Origin of the sequence: Bacillus sp. JJ1521 (assembly GCF_036965165.1) — a bacterium.
Taxonomy (GTDB): domain Bacteria; phylum Bacillota; class Bacilli; order Bacillales; family Bacillaceae_L; genus Ferdinandcohnia.
On the sequence record NZ_JBALOX010000007.1, the window covers coordinates 239 to 21,850 of the forward strand.

At 36.7% G+C, this 21,612-nt stretch carries 22 protein-coding genes; 16 read left to right on the top strand and 6 right to left on the bottom strand.

Annotated features, from left to right (window positions below; all coding sequences use genetic code 11):
- From mltG to V7147_RS01230, 14 genes are all read left to right on the top strand, one after another.
- The coding region (mltG, locus tag V7147_RS01165; RefSeq protein ID WP_335366027.1) for an endolytic transglycosylase MltG at positions 1-913 on the top strand (913 nt) is incomplete at its 5' end.
- A 137-nt stretch (positions 914-1,050) separates the two neighbouring features.
- The gene (locus V7147_RS01170; protein WP_335366028.1) at positions 1,051-1,701 is read left to right on the top strand and encodes an O-methyltransferase; all 651 of its coding nucleotides are present in this window, start codon (positions 1,051-1,053) and stop codon (positions 1,699-1,701) included.
- The gene (locus V7147_RS01175; RefSeq protein ID WP_335366029.1) at positions 1,698-2,627 is read left to right on the top strand and encodes a peptidase U32 family protein; all 930 of its coding nucleotides are present in this window, start codon (positions 1,698-1,700) and stop codon (positions 2,625-2,627) included. Before V7147_RS01170 ends, V7147_RS01175 begins: the two co-directional genes overlap by 4 nt.
- Positions 2,628-2,779: 152 nt before the next feature.
- Positions 2,780-4,057: a peptidase U32 family protein gene (locus V7147_RS01180; RefSeq protein WP_335366030.1), complete on the top strand. Its 1,278-nt coding sequence runs from the start codon at positions 2,780-2,782 to the stop codon at positions 4,055-4,057.
- A 1-nt stretch (position 4,058) separates the two neighbouring features.
- Positions 4,059-4,694 (top strand): uridine kinase, encoded by a 636-nt coding sequence (udk, locus tag V7147_RS01185; protein WP_335366031.1) that lies wholly within the window; start codon positions 4,059-4,061, stop codon positions 4,692-4,694.
- A 169-nt stretch (positions 4,695-4,863) separates the two neighbouring features.
- Positions 4,864-5,340 (top strand): transcription elongation factor GreA, encoded by a 477-nt coding sequence (gene greA, locus V7147_RS01190; protein ID WP_335366096.1) that lies wholly within the window; start codon positions 4,864-4,866, stop codon positions 5,338-5,340.
- A gap of 90 nt (positions 5,341-5,430) precedes the next feature.
- Positions 5,431-7,206 (top strand): peptidoglycan D,D-transpeptidase FtsI family protein, encoded by a 1,776-nt coding sequence (locus tag V7147_RS01195; protein WP_335366032.1) that lies wholly within the window; start codon positions 5,431-5,433, stop codon positions 7,204-7,206.
- 89 nt (positions 7,207-7,295) lie between these two features.
- Positions 7,296-8,033 (top strand): YrrS family protein, encoded by a 738-nt coding sequence (locus V7147_RS01200; RefSeq protein ID WP_335366033.1) that lies wholly within the window; start codon positions 7,296-7,298, stop codon positions 8,031-8,033.
- A 150-nt stretch (positions 8,034-8,183) separates the two neighbouring features.
- The gene (locus V7147_RS01205) at positions 8,184-8,828 is read left to right on the top strand and encodes a class I SAM-dependent DNA methyltransferase (RefSeq protein WP_335366034.1); all 645 of its coding nucleotides are present in this window, start codon (positions 8,184-8,186) and stop codon (positions 8,826-8,828) included.
- Between the two features lie 23 nt (positions 8,829-8,851).
- The gene (gene mtnN, locus V7147_RS01210; protein WP_335366035.1) at positions 8,852-9,556 is read left to right on the top strand and encodes a 5'-methylthioadenosine/S-adenosylhomocysteine nucleosidase; all 705 of its coding nucleotides are present in this window, start codon (positions 8,852-8,854) and stop codon (positions 9,554-9,556) included.
- A 191-nt stretch (positions 9,557-9,747) separates the two neighbouring features.
- Positions 9,748-10,671, top strand: coding sequence for a PLP-dependent cysteine synthase family protein (locus V7147_RS01215; protein ID WP_335366036.1), 924 nt, complete (start codon positions 9,748-9,750; stop codon positions 10,669-10,671).
- 1 nt (position 10,672) lies between these two features.
- Positions 10,673-11,806 carry a bifunctional cystathionine gamma-lyase/homocysteine desulfhydrase gene (locus tag V7147_RS01220; protein WP_335366037.1) on the top strand — a complete coding sequence of 378 codons (1,134 nt, stop codon included), beginning with the start codon at positions 10,673-10,675 and terminating at the stop codon, positions 11,804-11,806.
- Between the two features lie 139 nt (positions 11,807-11,945).
- A complete protein-coding gene (locus V7147_RS01225) occupies positions 11,946-12,176 on the top strand; it encodes a YrhC family protein (RefSeq protein WP_335366038.1) in 231 nt (76 codons plus the stop codon).
- A gap of 359 nt (positions 12,177-12,535) precedes the next feature.
- The gene (locus tag V7147_RS01230) at positions 12,536-12,676 is read left to right on the top strand and encodes a YrzI family small protein (RefSeq protein WP_335366039.1); all 141 of its coding nucleotides are present in this window, start codon (positions 12,536-12,538) and stop codon (positions 12,674-12,676) included.
- Between the two features lie 469 nt (positions 12,677-13,145).
- Here V7147_RS01230 and sigK read toward each other — a convergent pair whose 3' ends face one another.
- From sigK to V7147_RS01255, 5 genes are all read right to left on the bottom strand, one after another.
- Positions 13,146-13,859, bottom strand: a complete 714-nt coding sequence (gene sigK, locus V7147_RS01235) for an RNA polymerase sporulation sigma factor SigK (protein WP_335366040.1) — start codon at positions 13,857-13,859, stop codon at positions 13,146-13,148.
- Positions 13,860-14,041: 182 nt separating this feature from the next.
- Positions 14,042-14,200: a hypothetical protein gene (locus tag V7147_RS01240; protein ID WP_335366041.1), complete on the bottom strand. Its 159-nt coding sequence runs from the start codon at positions 14,198-14,200 to the stop codon at positions 14,042-14,044.
- Positions 14,201-14,203: 3 nt separating this feature from the next.
- Positions 14,204-15,460, bottom strand: coding sequence for a Ger(x)C family spore germination protein (locus V7147_RS01245; protein WP_335366042.1), 1,257 nt, complete (start codon positions 15,458-15,460; stop codon positions 14,204-14,206).
- A gap of 95 nt (positions 15,461-15,555) precedes the next feature.
- Positions 15,556-16,542 (bottom strand): GerAB/ArcD/ProY family transporter, encoded by a 987-nt coding sequence (locus tag V7147_RS01250; protein WP_335366043.1) that lies wholly within the window; start codon positions 16,540-16,542, stop codon positions 15,556-15,558.
- Between the two features lie 3 nt (positions 16,543-16,545).
- Positions 16,546-18,099 (bottom strand): spore germination protein, encoded by a 1,554-nt coding sequence (locus V7147_RS01255; RefSeq protein ID WP_335366044.1) that lies wholly within the window; start codon positions 18,097-18,099, stop codon positions 16,546-16,548.
- A gap of 181 nt (positions 18,100-18,280) precedes the next feature.
- On the opposite strand from V7147_RS01255, the gene V7147_RS01260 reads away from it, so the two are divergent.
- Complete coding sequence (locus V7147_RS01260) at positions 18,281-20,074, top strand: M3 family oligoendopeptidase (RefSeq protein ID WP_335366045.1); 1,794 nt, start codon at positions 18,281-18,283, stop codon at positions 20,072-20,074.
- A 78-nt stretch (positions 20,075-20,152) separates the two neighbouring features.
- On the opposite strand, the gene pssA is transcribed toward V7147_RS01260, so the two are convergent.
- The gene (pssA, locus tag V7147_RS01265; RefSeq protein WP_335366046.1) at positions 20,153-20,692 is read right to left on the bottom strand and encodes a CDP-diacylglycerol--serine O-phosphatidyltransferase; all 540 of its coding nucleotides are present in this window, start codon (positions 20,690-20,692) and stop codon (positions 20,153-20,155) included.
- 140 nt (positions 20,693-20,832) lie between these two features.
- Here pssA and V7147_RS01270 point away from each other — a divergent pair, with 140 nt between their 5' ends.
- Positions 20,833-21,612 (top strand): phosphatidylserine decarboxylase, encoded by a 780-nt coding sequence (locus V7147_RS01270; protein WP_335366047.1) that lies wholly within the window; start codon positions 20,833-20,835, stop codon positions 21,610-21,612.

Below are 21,612 nucleotides of genomic sequence, written 5' to 3' on the forward strand. Positions count from 1 at the left end.
TTCAACAACAGCAATTGCTCGAATTCTAGAGGAAAATAACGTTGTTAAGAATGCAAAGGTATTCCGTTACTACACAAAATTTAAGAATGAATCTGGTTTTCAGGCTGGAGAATATACATTTAATCAATCAATGGATTTTGATGAAATCATTGAAAATTTGAAATCCGGAATTCTAATGGGTGAACCTGAGTTTAAACTCGTGATTCCTGAAGGAAAACAACTTGAAGAAATTGCTACGATTATTGCTGAAAAAACAGGATACACCCATGAGGAAGTCATAAATAAAATGGATGACACTGAGTATATTAGGGAGTTAATCAGCAGATATCCAGGCATTTTAACAGAAGAAATATTAAATAAGGATATTAAACATCCACTTGAAGGATATCTTTTCCCTGCTACCTATCCGTTTTACGAGAAAAAGCCTACCATTGAATCTATGGTTGAAACAATGCTAGAGCAAACGGAGAAAGTCCTCGTAAAATATGCTGGACTTATGGAAGGGAATAAGTATATCGATTCAACTCATAAACTATTAACTATGGCTTCGTTAATAGAGGAAGAAGCAACAGCACAAACAGACCGTGAGACCATTTCTAGCGTGTTTTATAATCGTTTAGATGCTGATATGCCACTCCAAACAGATCCGACAGTTCTTTATGCATTAGGAGAACATAAGAGGCGAGTTCTATACGAGCATCTTGAAGTGAATTCACCGTATAACACATATAGAATAAAAGGGTTAACACCAGGACCGATTGCAAATGCTGGGGAAACATCGTTAGCAGCGGCACTAAATCCTGCTCAAACAGATTATTTCTACTTCCTAGCAGCACCATCAGGAGAAGTGTTTTACTCTACGACTTTAGAAGAACATAATGCTAAAAAAGCACAATATATAACGAATCAATAACTCGACATGTTTCCAGGGAACCCAATATGGCGTTCCCTTTTCCTTTGTGGTAAAATAAAGCGTGAAAAATTATCATAATAAAATAAAATGACTATGTTTTTAACCAATACCACCATATTGAAATGGAGGTTTTTTTCTTGTTATCAAGTAAAATAACCCAGTATTTAGAAGGTCTACTTCCAAAAAGAGACGAAATCATCGAAGATATTGAACATTATGCTAAAGAAAACAATGTACCAATTATGGAACTAGTCGGCATTGAAACGATGCTTCAAATACTACGAATATCTCAGCCAAATCAAATTCTTGAAATTGGAACAGCGATTGGCTATTCTGCTATTCGCATGGCGAAGGCACTTCCGGGAACAAAAATTGTAACACTTGAGAGGGACGAAGAACGATATGAAAAATCCCTGGAAAACATTGAACGTACAGGGACAGGCTCTCAAATTGAAGTGATTTTTGGGGATGCCCTTGAGGTTGCGGATGAAGTGAAAAAACACGGTGAATTTGACTGTATTTTTATTGATGCAGCAAAAGGCCAATATCGACATTTTTTTGACATCTATGAAAAATGCCTTTCAAAGGATGGCTTAATTGTAACTGATAATGTACTATTTAAAGGGCTTGTGGCTGAGGAAGAAATCGAGAATAAAAGAATCCGAAATCTCGTAACAAAAATTAAGTCATTTAATGAATGGCTCCTCTCACACCCAGAGTACCAAACGACCATCTTACCAGTAGGGGATGGGGTTGCATTAAGTAAAAGAAGAGGTGTTAAGGAATGAAGAAACCAGAGCTTCTGGTCACGCCTACATGTGTAGAAGATATTGAACCATTGATCAATGCTGGAGCAACAGCATTTATTATAGGTGAACAGCGATACGGGTTACGACTTGCTGGGGAATTTAATCGTGAAAAAATTGTTCAAGCGGTAAAAATTGCCCATGCTCATGATGTAAAAATATATGTAGCAATGAATGCCCTATTCCATAATGAAAAAGTCGGTGGGTTAGCAGACTATGTTGCATTTTTACAGGAAAGTAAGGTAGATGCAATTGTGTTTGGAGATCCTGCCGTATTGATGACTGTCCGTGAGGTTGCACCAGAAATGAAGCTTCACTGGAATACTGAAACAACTGCGACGAACTGGTATACATGTAATTACTGGGGAAGAAAAGGTGCAAAGCGTGCAGTTCTTGCCCGTGAATTAAATATGGATGCGATTGTCGAAATCAAGGAAAATGCAGAGGTTGAAATTGAGGTTCAAGTTCATGGCATGATGTGCATGTTCCAATCAAAGCGTTCACTAGTTGGAAACTATTTCGAGTATCAAGGTGAAGTAATGGAAATCGCAACCCGTAAAAAAGAAAAAGATATGTTTTTATTTGATAAAGAGCGCGACAACAAATACCCGATTTTTGAAGATGAAAATGGCACACATATCATGAGTCCAAATGATGTTTGTATTATTGATGAATTGGAAGAAATGATTGGTGCTGGAGTTGACAGCTTTAAGATCGAAGGGATTTTAAAATCTACCGATTACCTTCTTGAGGTAACGAAAATCTATCGAAAAGCAATCGACTTATGTGTGGAAAATCGCGACAAGTATGAAGACGCCAAGGATGACTTATTAGAGCAGCTTGAAGAACTTCAACCAATCAATCGTCCACTAGACACAGGTTTCTACTTTAAAGAAACGGTTTACTGATTAACTTTATTCAGTAGGGTAAAACCCCGACTGAATAAAGTTAAAGCCTCCGGCGGATGCCACAGATTTTCAAAGGAAACTTTTCGAGCAGGCTCGAAAAAATCTGGGCGCAAATACGCCAAGGCGCATTTGATCAAAGAGGAGGAATAGGCATGTCAACAGCGGTTATAAGAGAACCGATTTCAAAAATTGTAGACGGCAAGCGTGTAATTGTCAAAAAGCCAGAGCTACTTGCACCTGCAGGTAATCTTGAAAAATTAAAAATTGCTGTTCACTATGGTGCAGATGCTGTTTTTATAGGTGGTCAAGAATATGGCCTGCGTTCAAACGCTGATAATTTTACACTAGAAGAAATCGCCGAAGGTGTGGACTTTGCAAACAAATATGGTGCAAAAATCTATGTCACTACAAATATATTTGCCCATAATGAAAACATTGATGGGCTAGATGAATACTTAATAGGGCTCGAAAAAGCTGGAGTATCAGGTATCATTGTAGCAGATCCGCTTATTATTGAAACGTGTAAACGTGTTGCTCCAAAAATAGAAGTACACTTAAGCACACAGCAATCCCTATCCAACTGGAAGGCTGTTCAATTCTGGAAGGAAGAAGGGCTAGAACGTGTCGTACTAGCGCGTGAAACGAGTGCTGAAGAGATTAAAGAAATGAAAGAAAAAGTCGACATTGAAATCGAAACATTCGTCCATGGTGCGATGTGTATTGCTTATTCTGGTCGTTGTACATTAAGTAATCATATGACAGCTCGCGATTCCAACCGTGGTGGCTGTTGCCAATCATGTAGATGGGATTACGATCTATTCAAACGGGATGAAGATGATAATGAAGTAGCTCTATTTGGTGAAAAGGACGCTCCATTTGCGATGAGTCCAAAAGACTTAAAACTGATCGAATCGATTCCACGCATGATTGAATTGGGAATTGACAGTTTAAAAATTGAAGGAAGAATGAAGTCGATACATTATATAGCAACGGTAGTAAGTGTTTATCGAAAAGTTATTGATGCATATAGTGCTGATCCAGATAATTTTGTAATCGATGAAGAGTGGCTTAAAGAGCTTGATAAATGTGCGAATCGTGATACCGCACCTGCCTTCTTTGAAGGGGTACCTGGTGTAAATGAGCAAATGTATGGTACACATAGCAAAAAAACAACTTATGATTTTGCTGGTCTAGTGTTAGACTATGAGAAGGAATCAGGAATTGTAACATTACAGCAGCGAAATTATTTTAAAAAGGGAGACCAGGTTGAATTTTTCGGCCCTGAAATTGACAACTTTACACAAACAGTTGAGGCAATTTGGGATAAGGACGGAATAGAGATAGATGCTGCAAAACATCCATTGCAAATTGTTTCGTTTAAAGTAGACAAGCCTGTTTATCCGAACAACATGATGCGAAAGGGGAAGTAAGATGAGCAGAAAGCCAATCGTCATTGGTATTGCTGGGGGCTCAGGATCTGGTAAAACAAGCGTAACTAAAGCCATTTATGAGCATTTTAGAGGCCACTCAATTTTAATGATTGCCCAAGACTCCTATTATAAAAATCAAAGCCATATGCCTTTTGAAGAAAGATTAAATACAAATTATGATCATCCTCTAGCTTTTGATAATGATTTACTCATTGAGCATATTAAAAATCTTCTTGACTATAAAGGTATAAGTAAGCCGGTTTATGACTATAAATTTCATACAAGGTCCTCTGAAGTGATTCATGTTGAACCAAAAGATGTTATTATTTTAGAGGGAATTCTCGTTCTTGAGGATGAACGACTTCGTGATTTAATGGATATTAAGCTATTTGTTGACACAGATGCGGATATCAGAATCATCCGAAGAATGTTGCGTGACATTAAGGACCGTGGCCGTACGTTGGATTCTGTTATCGAGCAATATGAAACGGTGGTTCGTCCAATGCATAATCAATTCTGTGAACCAACGAAGCGATATGCGGACATCATCATCCCTGAAGGTGGACAAAATCACGTTGCAATTGACTTAATGGTAACAAAAATTCAAACAATTCTTGAACAAAACGTCATTTTGTAATAACATAACAGAGAAAAAGGTGTTATGATAGTACAAACTATAAAGGAAAGGAATGGTAGAAATTCCCTATCATTCCTTTCCCACTATACAAAAAAGATTTCGTACTACATACTTATAAAGATTTTCAAACAATCACAGGGGGATTGTAACGACTACAAGGAGTGAAGGGATTATGGTAGAGAAAGTATTTCCAATGACAGCAGAGGGAAAGCAAAAATTAGAGCAGGAATTAGAACAATTAAAAACGGTTAAGCGTAAAGAAGTTGTAGAACGTATTAAAATTGCAAGAAGCTTTGGAGATCTTTCGGAGAACTCTGAGTATGATTCAGCAAAGGATGAACAAGCATTTGTTGAAGGACGTATTACAACAATTGAAAATATGATTCGAAATGCTAAAATTATTGAAGAGGATGCTGACAGCGCCGGTAAGGTTTCCTTGGGTAAATCAGTAACCTTCATTGAACTTCCGAATGGTGAGGAAGAAACGTATACCATTGTTGGAAGTGCTGAAGCGGATCCATTTGAAGGGAAAATTTCAAATGACTCTCCAATTGCAAAAAGCCTGATTGGAAAACATGTTGGGGACAAAGTAACCGTACAAACTCCAGGTGGAGATATGCATGTTGAAATTACAAAAATTGACTAGTATTGTCAATTTTACTCAGGATTTTGATAGACCTCTTTAGGTATAAATAGTATGACACCTCGTCCAAACTGTTGACGAGGTGTTTTTTCTATGGTAATCAAAAAACGTGCAATTATTATCTTAGTCGTGATTCTTTTAACATTAACGGGGTTAATCGGCAGACTTATGCAATTGCAACTTGTAAGTACTGAGACATTTACTAATCGAGATATAAATTTAATTGAAGCAAGTGTTTCTCAACGAACGCAAGAATTGGTCATTGACCAAGGACGTGGACGATTTATCGACCGCAATAAAAAGGCATTAACACATGAATACTATCCAACACTTGTTTTGTTTCCTTTTTTAAAAAACATTGACTGGCCAGCCGAGGACGTAGCTGAGATCGTAAATATTTCCGCAACAACCTTAAAGGATGAAATTCAGGAAGCAAAAAAACCTGTAATCGTTGGTGGAGATAGACCCATAGAATTAACAGAATCGCAGATGAACAAAATTAACAATCTAAAAATTCCGGGGGTATTTGCTGTTCATCGTCAATATGAGCTTGATAGTGACATTGCTGAACATTTAATTGGCCTAATCCGTGAAAATAAGGATTTATTCGAGGAACGCTATCCTGAGAAAACATATTTACCGCGGAATACGAAACTCGGAATTACTGGTTTGCAATCTACGTTTGATGAATTCCTACTGCCGGAAGGAGAGGCGAAGCTTCTATATCATGTAGCAGGAGATGGAGGACCTTTATTCGGCATTGATGTAAAGTACACGGCGCCAGCAAATCCTTATTACCCTGTTGCCATTCAAACGACCTTGGATAAAGAACTTCAGCTTTTGGCAGAAAGGGTTATTGAAAAAAATAATTTGAAAAAAGGCGGAATTGTTCTTCTTGATGTAGAATCGAACGATTTACTCGCAATGGTTAGTAAACCTGATATTAATTCATCAAATCCATTTGAAGATGGCACAGCCCAAAATCAAATGATCATGCCACAGTTTCCTGGTTCCGTTTTTAAGACTGTAATTGCTGCAGCAGCGATTGAACATCAGCAAGTATCCAATGACAGAATGTTCAATTGTGATCAAGATTTGTATGGAGAAGGACCAGCTGAATATCCACATGGTATGCTTAGTTTCCAGAATAGCTTTGCGAAAAGCTGTAATTACACGTTTGCTGCCATTGCGCAGGAATTGATACAAAAGGACCAAAATGTAATTGAACAGTATTCCGAAATGCTTGGTTTGCTTGGACCTGTTGGCTGGAATGGTGATGTATTTCGTTTTCAAGATTTCAAGCAGCTCCCAAATGAATATAATGGACGAATCTGGACGGATGAAAAGGATAAACATGTAGCAAAAGCGATTGCGCAAACTGCGATTGGGCAAAAGGATGTTAGGGTTACCCCATTAGGTATAGCCAATATGATGTCTACCATTGCACGTGGAGGTTCAAAAAAAGAAGTTCGAACGGTAAGTGATGTATTATATAAAAATGGTACAACCTTATTTTCTTTTTCAAAACAGGATATGGAAGGAGCCAAGATTGCGCCATATACAGCAAGCCGGCTCCAGGAATTGCTTCGAGGAGTTGTTACAACTGGCACAGGACAGCGTTTTGCCGATCTCCCATATAAAGTGGCCGGTAAATCCGGAACAGCTGAAACTGGAAAAAAACAAGGTGAGGTTGGGCTTGTTAACAAATGGTTTGCGGGATATTTTCCATTTGAAAATCCGAAATACGCTCTTGTAGTAGTTGACTTAGAGCAACCAGGCTCTGAGTCTGTAGCGAATACAGTCTTTTATGATATTGTTCAAGGTATATATCAAATCGAACAGGAAAAAGGTACCAAAACCGACGACTAATGAAGAAATAGCTTCAACCTTTCGCTCACACATGCTAGAATAAGAAGATAGTTGATTGAGTAATAGTCGTTTTTAGGAGGTACTAAAAAATGGGGTATGATTTAGACAAACTATATGATGGACCTCGATCGGAAAGAAGAGCGAAACGAAAAAAGGTAAATCGAATTTTAAATGTTTTAATTGTCTTAGTAGTTGTTTTGATTGTCTTTTTTGGTGGAAAGCTCATTTTTGGAGACAAAAATGTAGATGAATCTGTGTCTTCAAAGCAAACAAACCAACCGGCAGGCAATGAGGGAAAAGCTGCTGCAGATGATTCAAAGGACAAAGAAAAGAAAAAAGAAGAAACCTCAGATAAACAAGAAAATGAAAATACAGAACAAAAAGCTGATGAAGAAAATCAGGAAGATCAAAAAACTTCAGAATCCGATGAATCTGCTGTTGTTACAGAAGGTGACCCGGGATCAAATATTATAAAAACAGTTGAGAATCCTGCATGGAAGCCAATTGGTACTGCTCAGGCAGAACCGCATAGTGTTAATTATACGGAAAACTCCGTTGATCGAAATGAAATGGAAATGGCCGCGAGCTATGCGACTGGTTTTGATCGATCAGATATGATTGTTTGGTGGCTGGCAAGAAATGGCGAAAATTCCATTACTGCAACAGTTTCATCAAAAACAACAAAACAAGTACACAAAGTTTATTTAGATTGGGTTCCAGGTGAAGGCTGGAGACCAACAAAAGTTGAAGAATTAAAAGAAAATGATAGTCAAACATATAAAAATTATAACAATTCACAACCAGATGAAAATGAAGATAATGATTAAATGAGGCGCAGGAGATCCTGCGCTTTTTTGTATCTATTATTGAAGGTGATGATTGAAAAAATTAAATGAATATGTTAAATTTAGAACAGTTCATTTTTAAATTCATAGTATACTGATAGGAATAATATATAATAGTGGAGGGTGAGTAAAATGGGGCGAGAGTTTTTAGAGGTTTTTGAAGGTTGGGCAGATTCTTATGACCAGACAGTCACTGGGCATGATGTGGAATATAAGGAAGTGTTTTTGCGATATGAAGACATTCTAAATGATGTCGTGCATAAATCAGGACTATCGGTTTTGGAATTTGGAGTGGGTACCGGTAACCTCACTCAAAAGTTACTTGACGAAAATAAGAATGTGTACGGAGTCGAACCATCAGAACCAATGCGAGAAATTGCATTAGAAAAGCTTCAAAACTATACTCTAACAATAGAAGATGGTGACTTTATCGATTTTAATAAACCTGCTGACAAAATCGATACAATCGTTAGTACGTATGCCTTCCACCACTTAAATGATATCGAGAAAAATCAAGCATTTTCCCAATATAGCAACATTCTCACTAAAGGTGGTAAAATAGTGTTTGCGGATACAATGTTTGAAAATAAAGAAGAATATACAATGACGATTCAGTCCGCAACACAAAAAGGCTTCATTAATCTAGCAAAAGATTTAGAAACAGAATACTACACAACCATTCCTGTCTTGCAGGAAATTGCAAAGGAAAATGGGTTTACTGTAGAGTTCACACGTTTCAATCATTTTGTATGGGTGATGGAGGCGACGAAACAGTAAAAAATGAAAGGTGATACGTACTTATGAAAGTAGCAATTATCGGAGCAATGGATGAGGAAGTAGCGATTTTACGGGAAAAAATCGAGAATAGACAGGAAACAACAGTAGCAGGAAGTGTATTCTATACCGGTACACTCGGTGGCTATGATGTGATCTTACTTAAATCAGGGATCGGTAAAGTAAATGCGGCTATTTCAACAACGATTTTATTACTGCAATTTAAACCCGATTACGTGGTGAATACAGGGTCAGCAGGGGGTTACTTAAATACCCTTAATGTAGGCGACATTGTCATTTCATCTGAGGTTAGACATCATGATGTGGATGTAACTGCCTTTAATTATGAATATGGGCAAGTTCCTGGGTTACCTGCAGCGTTTAAAGCAGATGAAAAACTCATTGAATTAGCTGAAAAAAGTGCAGAAGGAATCACAGATGTTCAAGTTGTGACAGGATTGATTGCAACAGGTGATTCCTTTATGAATGACCCAGAGCGAGTTTCATTTGTCAGTCAAAAATTTGGTGATTTATATGCTGTGGAGATGGAAGCAGCTGCAGTGGCACAGGCTTGCCATCAATTTGATGTACCATATGTAGTCATTCGTGCTTTATCAGATATAGCAGGGAAAGAATCAGATGTATCGTTTGAACAATTCCTACAAACTGCTGCAGTCAATTCTTCAAAAGTTGTAGAACGAATGGTAGAGGAAATAAATAGATCATTATAACATTATTCGCCAATTAACCTTGGCTAAATAAAGTTAAGCCTCCGGCGGATGCCACAGATTTTTTAATGGATACTTTCGAGCAATAAGATTAAAGACTAAAANNTGTGGCAACGTCTTTATGACCCACCTCGTGTGGGCCTAAAAAATCTGGGCCAAATTCGCCAAGGCGAATTTGATTAGGGGGATTTGTCATGCAAGTGTATCGAAATGTACATGAGCTTATCGGGAACACACCGATCGTTGAAATAACGAGATTTCCATTACGTAATGGGGTTCGTCTTTTTGCAAAGCTTGAATTTTTTAATCCAGGTGGAAGTGTAAAGGATCGCTTAGGAGTCGAACTTCTTCAGCATGCAATTGCGACAGGTCAGTTATCTGAAGGAGGAACGATCATTGAACCTACCGCTGGAAATACGGGAATTGGACTGGCACTTGCAGCAATCAACCACAATATTAATGTGATTCTTTGTGTACCAGAGAAGTTTTCCACTGAAAAACAAGACTTGATGAAGGCCTTAGGTGCAACGGTCATAAATACGCCTACAAAGGATGGGATGACAGGAGCAATTGAAAAGGCAAAAGAGCTTTTAAATGAAATCCCTAATTCCTATTGTCCACAGCAATTCGCAAATCCAGCTAACCCTGAAACCTATTATAAAACGCTTGGCCCCGAAATTTGGGAGCAGCTTGAGGGTAAGCTTGATATTTTTGTAGCAGGTGCTGGTACTGGTGGGACTTTTATGGGGACTTCCAGGTATTTAAAAGAAATGAATCATTCTATAAAAACCGTCATTGTTGAGCCGATTGGGTCAATTTTAAATGGTGGTGAATCTGGACCACATAAAACAGAAGGAATCGGCATGGAATTTCTTCCGGGTTATATGGATACATCTTATTTCGATGCCATTCACACTATTTCGGATGAGGATGCATTTAATCGGGTTAAGGAAGTAGCACAATTGGAAGGATTGCTTGTTGGTAGTTCATCAGGAGCAGCCCTTCATGCGGCACTTTTAGAAGCGGAAGATGCAAAGCCGGGGTCACATATTCTTGTGATCTTTCCTGATAGCAGTGAACGTTATTTAAGCAAAAAAATATATGAAGGTGGGATATAGGATGAAACGAAAAACGTTACTTATTCATGGAGGAGTTGGTGAGGATCCACAGACTGGAGCAGTTAATACACCAATCTATCAAGTTAGCACGTACAAACAAGAGGGGATCGGCGGTCACAAGGGCTTTGAATACTCACGAACTGGAAATCCGACTAGACATGCCCTTGAAGAATTAATCAAGGATATTGAAGGTGGAGAAAGAGGATTTGCATTTGGTTCGGGTATGGCCGCAATCACTGCTGTCATGATGCTGTTTAATAACGGGGACCACGTGGTTTTTTCTGATGACGTGTATGGTGGGACTTTTCGTGTAATGACTAAGGTGCTTAACCGTTTTGGTATTGAATCAACCTTTGTTGATACAAGCAATCTTGAAAATCTTGAAGGTGCAATTCGTGAAAATACAAAAGCAATTTATATCGAAACACCAACAAATCCTTTATTAAAAATAACAGATATTAAAGGCGCGGCAGAAATTGCGAAACAGCACAACCTTTTAACAATCGTTGATAATACCTTCAGCACTCCGTATTGGCAAACTCCGATCGCACTTGGCGCTGATATCGTTCTACACAGTGCGACCAAGTACATCGGTGGACACAGTGATGTAGTGGCAGGTCTTGTTGTTGTGAATTCGACAAAATTAGGTGAGGATTTACATTTTGTTCAAAACTCAACTGGTGGTGTACTCGGTCCTCAGGATTCTTGGCTGTTGATTCGTGGTATTCGCACACTTGGAGTTCGGATGGAAGAACACGAAGAAAATACAAAAAAAATTGTAGAGTTCTTACAAAACCATCCAGCAGTTAACAAGGTATTCTATCCTGGGATTGAAACACATCCAAACCATGCCATTGCTAAGGCTCAAGCTTCAGGTTTTGGGGGGATGGTTTCCTTTGATGTAGGTAGTGCTGAGAATGCAGATAAGCTGCTAGGAAAGGTTAAATATTTCACTTTGGCAGAAAGTCTTGGCGCAGTTGAAAGCTTAATTTCAGTACCTGCAAAAATGACACATGCTTCCATTCCAAAAGATCGTCGCGAAGAACTAGGTATAGGCGATGGACTTGTTCGTATATCAGTAGGATTAGAAGATGTTGAAGACCTAATTGAAGACCTTGAACAAGGCTTAGTATAACTAGTTGCCTCTAGCCCAAACATTTGGGTTGGAGGCTTATTTGTTAAAACAATGAAACTGCTAAATTTTACATTCTTCCTCCGCTTACCAGGTATGTTATCATAAGTTGAAAGTTTACTAACTTGGTAGGTGGGATATGATGGAACGAAATAAACAATTGAAAAAACTAAGTAGTAAAATAAAAGATTTTACAAACTTCGGCTACATCCTGCTTGTGTTAAGTGTATTTATGTATATCGGTATCATTATTCCTGAGGAACGATCTCCATTTCAAATTTATACAATGATGGGGGCAATCCTTGTTTTATTGTCTTTGTCTTTTACATTTTTCTTTTTAGCCATTAAATATAAAAAACAATTCGAAGAATAATAGTCCTTCACCTAATTTTGAGGTGAAGGAATTTTTTTGCAAAAAAAGGGTTTACATGGTCAGTATTTTTGGTTATAATTACCACAGTAGGAAAAAATTAATGACAAAGGGAGGTCGAGTAAAATGATGAAAGTAACAATTGATATGACAAATTCAAAAACTTCATATGGAATAATCTATTCGACCATACCGGTGATTAATTTCTAAATCAGAATGATAGTTAATCATGCCACAGGTGGAATAGTCTGCCTGTGGCTTTATTATGCCATTTAACGCCACAGGACTAGTATGCCTGTGGCGTTTTTGTGTCTTTTTTTCCTACACAGATTAAAGCAATCCGATAAAGGAGGTGATATATAATGACCATCAATCTATTCTTTTTAACAATCTCGATTTCGAAACGTCAAAAATCAATCGAAGAGTATGAACGTGAGGAAAGAGTCAATAAGCTCATGGAAGAAATGAAGGATCGCCAATATTCAATGATTCGCTTATTCTAATCTACAAAAATAAAAAGAAGAAAGGGGAATGAAGATGTTAATGAAATTATGTCCGATTGTAGCTTGGTTATCTGTGGAGAAGGATTCCACCTAACGTACTATATGACAGGAGGAGTTGTTGATGATAACGGTTCATGTGCTAATTTTTACAATTTTATTTACAAAGAAAAATAAATAGTAAAGCAATGGGAGCGCCTGTTTGGCGCTCCTTTTGGCATTGTATTGCCGTCTTATTTTTGTCAAATTTCCTTAACAAAATGTTCAAAAGTGGATAACGTTTACACAGTCAGTAAGTGATAAAGTAAAAGTAAGAAATACATCTCTTTTATGGAGGATGATGAACATGTTTATGATTGTTATGGGGATTGTCATTACGTCTGTTATTGCTATTATTATTGGAACTGAAGTCAGTGTAGAATTATAGAATAAAAAGGAAGGGTGGACTGCAAATATGCAATCCACCCTATTTTTACGTCCTTCTTTTTTCTTTTTCTGCTCGATAAAATTCATGGAACATCTTCATCAAGGCGCGTTTTTCAATGCGTGATACATAGCTTCTTGAGATGCCGAGTTCTTTAGCAATTTCACGCTGTGTTTTTTCTTTTTTCAAATCAAGTCCAAACCTACCCACAATGACTTCTTTTTCCCTTTCATCAAGTACATCGATATACTCTTTGATTTTTTCAAGCTCCATATTCAATTGGATCGTTTCAATCACGTCTTCAGTTTCCGATTTCAACACATCAATTAAGCTAATTTCATTGCCTTCTTTATCCTGACCAATTGGATCATGAAGGGAGACATCCTTTTTTGTTTTCTTTAAAGCTCGCAAATGCATTAGAATTTCATTTTCTATACATCTCGCAGCATACGTAGCCAATTTTGTTCCTTTTCCTTGTGAATAGCTTTCGATGGCCTTGATTAACCCAATAGTCCCAATCGAAATAAGATCCTCCGTGTCCTCACCAGTATTTTCGAATTTTTTAACTATATGAGCGACTAACCGTAAATTATGTTCAATTAACACATTCCGAGCATGTTCATTCCCCTCGGCCAACAATTGTAAGTATTTCTTCTCATCAGAAGATGATAACGGTTGAGGAAAAGCATTATTTTTTACATAGGATACTAAAAATAATAATTCTTTTACAAAATAGCCTAATGCTGCTAACAGTCCAGACATTCGCTCACCTCCGCATAAATCGTAGTGTATGTATGCGCATTACACTACTTTAACTAGGCAATTGCCCATTACTTAATGTTATGAGCGAGTATGCTTGCTTGTGTCTGTCCAACAGAAAAAAGCTGATGATAGTAAAAAAGACCATTCTTACTACTACATCAGCATGAAATGAAGAACTGAATTTACTTTAAAATCGTAAAGAATGGTGCAATGGCTATCGTCATTGCTAATCCAAATACAACAACGGAGCCCGGTTTATTTTTATCCTTCCAAAGGGTGACACCAAACCCGGCCGTATAGACAAACATAATTGTCATCATCACAAAAATAAAAATAGTCATTCGTTAATCCCTTATCCTTTCAAGTTTAGGTAATTTCGATTGTCGCCCGAACTCCCCGAATTTTACATCGACTGTAACGCTTATGTCTGCGTCAGGATACGATTTCATCCAATCATAGTTCTCCCATTGTGGAATGGTTAAAAAATGCTTTCTTGCTACAAGGGAAAAGCCAAAGGGATCTGCTTTAAATTCTTCCTGCGTCCGTTTAATAAAGTCATTTATTCTTTTTTCAAGGCCATTAATGATGTGCTCCTTTAATTCATTTCTCTTATCCTCTTCGTTTGCATAGTTAACCATGCTGTGGTCTGTTAAAATATCAGCATTTAAAGGAAGGTTAACCATTATTTTTGGTGCGGGTCTCGATACATCTACAGTTACATCTGGCTCTTTTAATTGAGTAAAACGCGCGGTTATCCAGTAATTTTTCATAAAGGGATCAGGCATAGAGACCAAAAAGCTTGGTTTTTCCATCCATTTATTTAACATTATGGTTATACGCGTTTCTTGCACAGATAGTTTCCCAATCATTTGTCCCTCTTTAAAGACTGCAGAACCAAGGAATTGAGCTGGATTTGTTTTTCCCGTTACCTTCATATTCCCCGCAAGTAAATACTCATCCTCGTTTTTCTTAGCTGTATTTTCGTCCTGGTCGGTCGTTGCATAGGCAGAGATAAATAAATCTGCATCTGCTTCAATAATTCTAAAAAGATTGTGAATTTCGGAATTTGGAATAAAACCAATACTAGTTGCATTTTTAAAAATGGTTTCAAAATATTCATGCCTTCTCGTTTCAAGTTTTGGTTTATTATTTTCAATAAATGTACTAGCCTTCTCCTTTGTGACGATAATTTTTGAATCACGTCTTACTTCACGATCCTTTGTAGCATCATAGAAATAGCGAATAAAATCTTTATCCCTCGCCAATTCCTCTGAAACGACAAAGAAATCCAAAATATCATACGTAATAGGTTTCGCAATTACGGCATTTGCCAAGTTTTGAGACTGAATAAAACTTGATGCTTTGAGTGAGATAATTTCATGTGCTGGTTCATTACTTCCACCGCCAACTAGTGTTGACCCAGCCTCTGGATTGGAGATTAAATATGTAACATATAAAAAGCCATTAACATTTGATTTATCTAGACCTATCCCAAGAACATAGGCTCTTTGATCAATTTCCTCCATATCCCAGCAACCAACTAACAAAAATACAGTAGAAAAAATCAAAGCAAATCTAATTATTTTGGCTTGTTGTTTCATGTTTCAAATCCCCTCTAAGTTTTGCTAATAGCCACATAAGAAAAGGAACAAAAAGAAACATTGGACTCATTGTATGCAATATAATCTCTCTTATTTTAAAAATGGTAAGTAGGAGCCTCAGGAGCCATACCAAAAATAACAACAATTGTTGCAATGGTTGGGGCTAAATATTCAAAGGTTTGGATCTTACAAATCCCTCCTAAAAATATGGAAATTAAATAGATATAGACAGTAAATCGAATGAATGAGGCAATAATCCAAAATGGAAAGAAAAAGGTTTCAATATTTGTTAAAAATCCAAACCGGATCAAGCGAATTAACTCTTGGTAAGGATAATCGAGCATTTTCAAACCTTCATAATCAAATGCAAATAAATAGATAAGAAATGCAAGCGTTAACTCAATTACGATAATCCCAAACGCAATCCATGTACCTTTTTTAAATGCTTTAGCGGATACAATATAAGGAGCAATTAATCCCATAAAAAAAAATTCTCCAAAAAGTGATATATGTGTTGTACTCACTTTTATGACATCTACATAACCAGGACCGAAAATTGGGAAAATGAATGCAAGGCTACTTTCTTTTAAGGCTAGAATCAGTGAGATGAATAAAGAAAATTTTATATAAAAAAGTACTAACCATGAAACAGTGCCGATATGTTCTATTCCTTTTTTTGCACAATACGCACAAACAATCATTAAAACAAAATAAATCATCAAATACGGAGTTTGTGAAAAATACATTGTACCAATGATATCCACATATATGGCTGAATCATATGTAAGTGCTAAAAAAAAAGTCAATAATAGAATACATGACAGAAATGTGCCGATATATTTTCCAAATAAACGAAGGATGACATCATGCAAATTTTTATTTTTATATGCCGTTATGACTTTGATCGTCAAATAAATTGGAATAATCGATACTAATCCAATCACAAGAGGTGCCATCCAATAAGCATTACTAAGGGACCTTACCAAAATGATTGGTGTGTCATCAGAGAGTTTCACACCAATTACTAATATCACTATTGCAACGTATTCTCTTATTCCAATTTTTCCTCTTGATTGCTCCATAGTCTATTCCTCTGCCTTTTTTATGACGTCCTTTGGTTTAAGATATCCGGGGCGAACTGTTTCGTTTTTGAGTATTTTTCTAATAATTGTATCTCCAGAAGAAATGTACTTAGGTGACATTGGAGATAAGTAAGGAACCCCAAATGATTTTAAGGAAACCATATAAATGATTCCAACTGTAAACAAGGCTGTCATCCCATAAATACCAAAAACACCAGCCGAGAAAATAAAACCAAATCGTATGATTCTTATTGCAAAATTCATGCTTACATCGCTAAGTGTAAATGAACAAAGTCCACTTAAGGCAACCACAATAACAACGATAGGACTGACAATATTTGCTTGAACTGCTGCTTGACCTAAAATTAACGCTCCAACAATGCCGATTGTCGGTCCAATTGTATTAGGGACTCGAAGTCCAGCTTCTCTTATCAACTCAAAGGCAATTTCCATCATTAGTATTTCGATAAGAACCGGGAAAGGAACTTTTTCACGGGTCGCGGAAATAGCTAATAAAAGATCAGTCGGAACCATTTCTGAATGATAAAGTGTAATTGAAACATAAATTGCAGATCCAAAAACGGTAATAAACAATGCACATACACGTAGTAAACGAGTGAAATTTCCGAATACATATCGTAAATAATGATCCTCAGGGTTATGGATAAAGGACCAAAAGGTGGTTGGGAGTATTAAGGCAGAAGGTGAGTTATTCATGATTAAAACGACATATCCATCCTCTAAAAAGGAGGAAGCACGATCAGGTCTCTCCGTATATAAAATGCTAGGAAAGATAGATCTTGGCCTTTCTTCAATGTATTGTTCCAAAAGTGAGAGGTTTTGAATGGCGTCGACATCTAAAGAACTGACTCTTTCTTTGATATTATTTATCAATTTTTCGTTGGCAAGATCCTTTAAATAAAGGATATACAGTTCGTTATTTGACCGTTTTGAAATCGTTATATTCTCGACAATTAAATTTTCATTCCGGATCTTTTTTCGTACTAAAGAAATGTTTGTATCTGCACTCTCATTAAAAGCTTCCTTTGGGCCTTTAAGGACAACCTCATTTTCTGCTTTTTCTACCGATCTACTTTGGAAATTTGCCGTTCCGATTACATACGCTTTTTTCTCGTCATCAATGAGTAAAACTGTATTTCCTTGATTAGCACTGTTAACTATATCTTTTATCTGTTGAACCTGTGTGAGTGATTGAACTTGGATAATGTTTTGAACTTCTTTTCCTGGATCTTCATTTAGTAACAGTGGATTAAGGATATGCTCACTAATCATGTCAACATCAGAGATTGTTGAAATAAACAGGATGGCTGCGTTTTTATTTAGACCGTTTATGGTGAAATTATGGATCTTTACATCATTGTTTTCCGGTATAGAATATATTTCCTTTAAGATTTGGATGTTTTTCTCGAGGTCTCGGTTTATTTCCTGACTTTTTCTTGCAATCTCTTCTGCATTGGATTTTTCAGGAAAGTTCTCAGGATTTTGCTTGGGCTGTTTAAATTTTTCTATATAATTTTGAATTGGTTTCTTTTTCATTACAGACAGCTCCGGTTTTTCCTAAGTTTGCCACCAAAGGTGGAATTTAATGCAAATAAAGAAAAAAGCCGGGAATTAGCTAAAAAGTGTCCAAAATGATAGAAGTTTTGTAAAAATCCATTTATAATGAATGGTGTGAATTATTTAGTGAGTCTAAATAATTAAGAAGGGGGAAATAATTGTGAGCACACGTACATATGAACAAAAATGGGATTTAGATGTGTTTTTTGAAGGTGGAAGCAGTTCGCATGTCTTTCATTCATTTTTGGATGAATTACATAAGGAACTAACTGAGTTCAGTGCGCTGGTAAATCAATTTCAAATACCAACCAAAGTAAATGATAAAGAAGGATTATTAAGTATTTTAAATGCTTTTCAATCTTCTTTTAAAAAGCTTCGTCAAGCGGGGGCGTTTGTGAGCTGTTTGACAGCACAGGATACAACTGATCGTGGAGCTACCCTTTTACAGGGAAAAATAACTCAGCTAAGTAGCGAGTTTCAATCGATCTTAACGGCTTTTGATCAAAAGCTTGTTGCAATAGAGCAGTCTGTCTGGGAACAACTTTTATCAGAGGAGCCATTAAATGAACTTTCTTATGTATTAGAAGAAAGAAGAACTAGAGCAAAAGAAAAACTTGCTTTAGAACAGGAAAGTTTAATTAATACTTTAGGTGTTGATGGCTACCATGCATGGGGTCAGCTTTATAATATGGTCGTTGGTAACATTAAGATTCCATTTGAAGAAAATGGTGAGGCAAAACAGTTTTCAGTCGGTCAAGCATTTAACAAGTTTTCAAGTTCTGATCGAGATGTGAGACAATCAATGTTTACTTCATGGGAGAAAGCCTGGGAAGAACATTCAGACTATATTGGTGAAGCATTAAATCATCTTGGTGGGTTCCGATTAAATGTGTATAAAGCACGTGGTTGGGAAAATGTTCTCGATGAGCCGCTTGATATTAATAGAATGTCTAAGGAAACGCTTGAAACGATGTGGGCTGTTATAACTGAGAATAAAGCTCCTTTTGTAGAATATTTAAACCGCAAAGCACAGCTATTAGGTGTTGAAAGGCTAAGCTGGTATGACCTTGATGCGCCTGTTGGGAAAACAGAAAGTAAGGTGTCGTATCAAGAGGGTGCCGAATTCATTTTAGAACAATTTAGTAAATTTGGTTCTAAGCTTACTGAGTTTACACAAAAAGCATTTGAAGATAGCTGGATTGAGGCAGAGGATCGCCCAGGAAAACGTCCAGGTGGATTTTGCACAAGCTTTCCTGAAAGCGACCAATCAAGAATCTTTATGACATTCTCAGGAACTCCTTCAAATGTGTCAACTCTTGCTCATGAGCTTGGTCATGCGTTCCATCAGCATGCAATGGCAGGTGTTCATACATTAAATCGTAGCTACGCGATGAATGTGGCGGAAACTGCATCAACCTTTGCGGAAATGATAGTCGCAGATGCATCTGTAAAAAACGCTAAGTCCGAAGAGGAAAAAATTGCTCTATTAGAGGATAAAATTCAAAGAAGTGTTGCCTTCTATATGAATATACACGCTCGTTTCTTATTTGAGACAAGATTTTACGAGGAGCGTAAACAAGGAATTGTAAGTACAGAGCGACTTAATGAATTAATGCTTGAAGCACAGAAGGAAGCCTATTGTGGGGCACTTGATGAATATCACCCACAATTCTGGGCATCCAAAATGCATTTCTATATTACTGGCGTCCCTTTTTACAACTTCCCATATACCTTTGGATATTTATTCTCTTTAGGAATCTATGCAAAGGCATTAGAAGAGGGAACAGATTATGAAGAGAAGTACATCGCATTATTAAAGGATACGGCTAGCATGAAAGTGGAAGACCTTGCTGCAAAACACTTAGGTGTTGATTTAACGAAACGTGATTTCTGGGAAAAAGCAGTGAAGCTTTCCAATAAAGATGTCGAAGAATTTTTAGAACTTACTAACTAAGAGAAGGGTAATGCGCTTACAGCTCGACAAATAAAACAAAACACCTATCTGCGTTAAAGTGGATAGGTGTTTGTTATGTTATACTTTCTTTAATTTAAATGTACCAACCATCAGGAAGGAAAGTATGATGATGAGGTAAATGAAAAATTGTGGAGATACATATGGGATTGCTAAGAAGCTAAGTGTCAATAGACAGCCAGCTGCTGTTATTGGTAAGCCAACAAAGAAGCCTTTATTGTCGCTAATATTGAATTTGGCTAATCGAAATGCCCCACATCCGATATAAAAAACAGTAAAAAACATGCCTGGAGCTCCGAATTCTTGGATTATACCCTGGTATAAAAGAAGCGCAGGTGCGACTCCAAATGAAATAATATCGCACATCGAATCAAGCTGTTTTCCGAGTTCTGATTCGATATGAAATTTTCTTGCAACCATTCCATCAAAACGATCAGCAAGTGCAGCTAAAAAGATAAGTAAGAGGCCTAATCTAAGTTCATTTTTTAGAACAAATAATATGGAAAACCCACCTAAGCTAAGGTTAATCAGTGTTAGAATATTAGCGGTATGAGCTTTAAGCTTCTTTAAGGTTGAATCTAAATAGTCCAATAAAAACATTTCTTCACTCCTTCCTTGAAAAGTCTTTGTAATAGAAGTCAAAAATAAATAAAATAGAATAGTATTGCTGTAATAATCTTATTTTATTCGTTCAAAAGTGTATAGTAAAGAGAAATTGTAATTTTTAGGGGGAATATGATTTGCAGAAATGGCTTTATCGTTTCTTAATTGAATTAACTAATCATCGTCTTTCATCGGCGATTTTAAAAAAATTTTCACAATCAAGAGTTAGTGCTATACTTATTCCGAGTTATGCGAAAATATACAATATTAACCAAGCTGAAATGGAAAAAAGTTTAACTGATTTCCCAACCCTTCATGACCTTTTTGTTAGACAGTTGAAAAAGAATAGCAGGCAAATTGATCAAAAAGAAAATACGGTAATCAGCCCTGTTGATGGTGTTATTGAAGATACAGGTATTATCACTTCAAACAAGGAAATGATTGTAAAAAACAAACATTATTCAATTCGAGAAATGCTTGGTGATGAAGATTCACTTGCCAAATACATAGGTGGTACCTTCATTATTCTTTATTTAAGTCCAAGCCATTATCATCGAATTCATTGTCCAATTTCTGGAGTCATCACAAAGCAATGGGAATTGGGAAGTAAATCGTATCCGGTCAATCGATTCGGGTTAAAATATGGAAAAGACCCGTTATCCAAGAATTTTAGAAAAATAACCGAAATACGTACAAATGACTCATATGTTGCTGTGGTCAAGGTAGGGGCCATGTTTGTTAATAGTATAGAAACAACCCATACTAGTGATTCTGTGAAAAAAGGGGAAGAAATTGCGTATTTTTCGTTCGGTTCAACGGTTATTCTATTATTTGAAAAAGAAAGTTTTACGTTTAAACCTGAAATTCGTTCATCTACAAATATTAAAGTAGGTGAAGTCTTAGGTACTTTAAATTAA